This window comes from Kocuria sp. APC 4018, assembly GCF_030407675.1.
Lineage (GTDB): Bacteria > Actinomycetota > Actinomycetes > Actinomycetales > Micrococcaceae > Kocuria > Kocuria rhizophila.
This window is the reverse complement of record NZ_JASDCY010000104.1, coordinates 1-3,525: the sequence shown is the minus strand read 5'-3', so window position 1 is coordinate 3,525 and position 3,525 is coordinate 1. Positions and strand designations below refer to the sequence as shown.

Genomic DNA, 3,525 nt, shown 5'->3' with positions numbered 1-3,525 from the left:
TTCGAGTCCGCCCCCGTGGAACTGTCCGACGCCGCGGCCGACGGCGTGAACCCGGACCCCGGCCAGGTTTCGCCGGAACGACCCGGGCTGCGCGCGGCGGGCGCGGGGGCCTCGGGAAGGGGCGCCGCGGCGTCGTCGGGGGCGCTGCCGCCTGCCGTGTGGCTGCTGACGCTCACTTCCTTCCTCAACGCGGTGGGCACGCAGGGCGTGAACGTGTACGTGTCCCTGTTCGCGGTGCGGGCCATGGGGTACACCATCACGGTGGCCGGGCTGCTGCTGGGTGTGATGGGAGTGATCGGGATCGCCAGCCGGATCGGGTGGGGTCAGGTGACCGGCAGACTGGGCAGGCCCGCGCCGCTGATCCAGGTCATGAGCGTGGGCGGGATCGTGGGGCTCGGGCTGCTCGTGCTCGCGGAGACCACAAAGCAGCACTGGCTCATGTGGCTGGGCGTCGCTTTCCACGCCGCTTTGCCCCTGGCCGCGAACGTGGTGATCAACTCGGGCATCGTGGCCGCCGTGCCCAAGGAACGGATCGGTGTGGCGTCCGGGCTCGTGGCTACCGGGATGTACCTGGGCTTCGCGCTCGGGCCAGTGGTGGTGGGCCAGCTCGTGGACCTCACGGGGGCGTTCACCGCCGGCTGGGCCGCCGTGGCCGGAGCCTACGTGCTGTGCTTCGTGGCGGCGGTGGTGCTGGGGCGGGTGCAGCGGAGGAGCGTCGCCTGAGCCGGTGGGCGGCGCATACTGGTCCGCATGGGACACGTGGACGCGGACCACTGGGGCCGGTACAACGCCGCCCAGGCCGGACGGGGCATCCGGCCTCTCGCCCGCCTGGCGGCGGAGGCGGCGGGACCCGGTGAGGGGCGCAGCGCCGTCGAACTGGGCTGCGGGGCGGGGCGTGAGGCCGCGTTCCTGGCCGACCACGGCTGGCTCGTGCAGACGTTCGACGCCGATCCCACCGTGGTGGAGACCATCGCGGAGCTTGCCACGGACCGCGCCATCGAGCACACCCGGGCCCGCCTGCAGGACCTGCGCGAGCTGCCGCCGTGCGACCTGGTGCTCGCGTGCGTCTCGCTGCCGTTCGTTCCGCGCGTCGATTTCCCCGAGCTGTGGGGCGCCGTCCTCCGGGCGCTGCGCCCGGGAGGCGTCCTGGCGGTGGACCTCTTCGGCGACCGGGACGACTGGGCCGCGGGGGACGGCACGTTCCTGACCCGTGACGAGGTGGACGAGCTGGTCACCGGCCTGGAGGTGCTGCGTCTGCACGAGGAGGAGCGCGACGGCCCCGCGTTCTCCGGGCCCAAGCACTGGCACACGTACCAGCTCGTCGCGCGCAGACCCTGACAGCCGGGCCGCTGCGCCGCGCGGCCGCACGTCCCGGCCGGGGCAGTGGCCGCGCTCCCGCGAGTGCAGCGGACCCGGTTCATGTGGTGCCATGGACCCATGAGCTCACCGCGCACGGACCTCGCCCAGACCCTCCGCAGCCTGGACGGCGGCAGCTACGGCGCCTACAAGCAGCTCAAGGGCTCGTGGCAGCTGGGTGATGCGGAGCTGATCGTGGACCGGGTGCAGTCGGACCCGTACGCCCCGCCGTCCCTGGCCCGGATCCGGGTCAGCCTGGCCGACACCGGGATCCCTCCCGAGCTGATCGCCACCCGGGACGCCCGCGTGGCCGCCGGGGACTTCCTCACCCGGGAGTTCGCCCGGGCCGCCCGGGACCTGGGCCCGCGCGGCGGCAAGGACTCCGGTGGCATCTCGATCCAGCGCACGGGCCAGGAGATCCTCGAGCGCTCCTCCGTGATCGTGCCGGACCCCGGGAGTACGGTGGATCCCGCCCCGGCCCGCGAGTCAGGGATGCCCCGGACGGGAGACGCCGTCACGGAGAGCGGTGGGCGTGGGGCCGGCCGGGCGGCGTCGTCGCAGACCGCTGACCCGGGCGCCGCGGTGGAGCTGCGCTGCGAGATCGCCCTGCCCGCTGCCGGGCGGCGCATCAGGGGCCACGCCGCGCACCGGCTGCTCACGGAGGTGCTGCCGGGCGTCGTCGAGCGCGCGCTGCGCTGGGAGAACCTGGACCCCGCCGCGTTCGAGGCGCACGTGACCTCTCACCTGGACGCCCAGCACCTGCGCGCGCAGCTGCCCCAGCGCGGACTCGTGGCGTTCGTGGCCGACGGCGCCGTGCTGCCCCGCGCCTCCGGTCACCGGGACGAGCCGCTCGCCCACGGGGCGGTTCCGTTCGAGACCCCGCCGCGGCTGCGCGTGGAGCTCGAGCTCGAGGACGGCTCCACCGTGAGCGGCATGGGCGTGCCCGAGGGCGTCACGGTGGTCGTGGGCGGCGGCTACCACGGCAAGTCCACGCTGCTGCAGGCCCTGGAGCGCGGGGTCTACAGCCACGTGCCCGGCGACGGTCGGGAGCGCGTGGTCACCCTGCCGAGTGCCGTGTCCGTGCGCGCGGAGGACGGTCGGGCGGTGTCCCACACGGACGTCTCCCCTTTCATCACCAACCTGCCCACCGGCGCGGACACCCGCGACTTCAGCACGTCCAACGCGTCCGGCTCCACGTCCCAGGCGGCCGCCACGGTCGAGGCGGTGGAGGCGGAGGCCGGCGTGCTGCTGCTGGACGAGGACACGTGCGCCACCAATCTCATGGTCCGGGACGAGCGCATGCGCGCCATGGTCCCGGGCGAGCGCGAGCCCATCACGCCGTTCGTGGACCGGGTGGGCGCCCTCTACACCGAGCGCGGGGTGTCCTCGATCCTGGTCACGGGCGGCTCCGGGGCGTTCCTGGACGTCGCGGACCTCGTGATCGCCATGCACGACTACCGTGCCCTGGACGTCACCGACCGCGCGCGACAGGTGGTGCGGCACTTCCTGCGCCCCGACGACATGCGTCCCGCGGAGTCCTTCGGGCAGATCCGCTCCCACGTTCCCGGCGGCGTCTCGGGAGCGTCCGACACGCTCCCGGCTGAACGCGGAGCCACCCCGCCCGGATCCGGTGCCGCGGGGCACGACGCCGCCCGGCCCGGTCCGCGCCACGGCACCGCCCATCGGGGTGGCAGGGACAAACCCGCTCGCGCTCGCGGGCTCGACACCATCCAGCGGGGCCGCGAGGACGTGGACGTCTCCGCCCTGAGCCAGCTCGTGGATCCCTCGCAGACGGAGGCCATCGCGCGGCTCATCGAGGAGGTCGAGCGCACGGCGGACGGCCGCACACCCCTCACCGAGCTCGTGGACGCCGCCCTGGAACGGGTGGTGCGGGACGGGCTGGACGCCCTGGCCCACCACCGCGGCCACCCGGGACACCTGGCGCTGCCCAGGGCGCAGGACGTGGCGGCGGCCTACCACCGGATCCGCCGCTGAGCTGACCGGCCCGGCGTGTGCGGGATGCCCCTGCCCCGCCTCTGCATTTGCTCCGTTGGTGCAGACTTCCGCAACGATTTCTGCACCAACGGAGCAAATGCAGCAGCCCCTCAGAGCTGGCGGAGGTGGCAGCCCGCGCGGGTGTGCTGGCGCGGAAGTGGGCGGGCAGCGTCG

General features: G+C 74.2%; 3 protein-coding genes. All 3 read left to right on the top strand.

Annotation, left to right across the window (positions count from 1 at the left end):
• Positions 1 to 723: MFS transporter (locus QL985_RS11900; RefSeq protein WP_290147966.1), on the top strand; the 723-nt coding region annotated here is incomplete at its 5' end.
• A gap of 27 nt (positions 724 to 750) precedes the next feature.
• Positions 751 to 1,338: a class I SAM-dependent methyltransferase gene (locus tag QL985_RS11895; protein WP_259905146.1), complete on the top strand. Its 588-nt coding sequence runs from the start codon at positions 751 to 753 to the stop codon at positions 1,336 to 1,338.
• A gap of 99 nt (positions 1,339 to 1,437) precedes the next feature.
• Positions 1,438 to 3,351 (top strand): ABC-ATPase domain-containing protein, encoded by a 1,914-nt coding sequence (locus tag QL985_RS11890; RefSeq protein ID WP_259905145.1) that lies wholly within the window; start codon positions 1,438 to 1,440, stop codon positions 3,349 to 3,351.
• Positions 3,352 to 3,525: the final 174 nt, after the last annotated feature.

Bases quoted from the DNA above. Each gene is read 5' to 3' on its own strand.
- QL985_RS11895 (WP_259905146.1), top strand. From the start codon at position 751: ATGGGACACGTGGACGCGGACCACTGGGGCCGGTACAACGCCGCCCAG.
- QL985_RS11890 (WP_259905145.1), top strand. From the start codon at position 1,438: ATGAGCTCACCGCGCACGGACCTCGCCCAGACCCTCCGCAGCCTGGAC.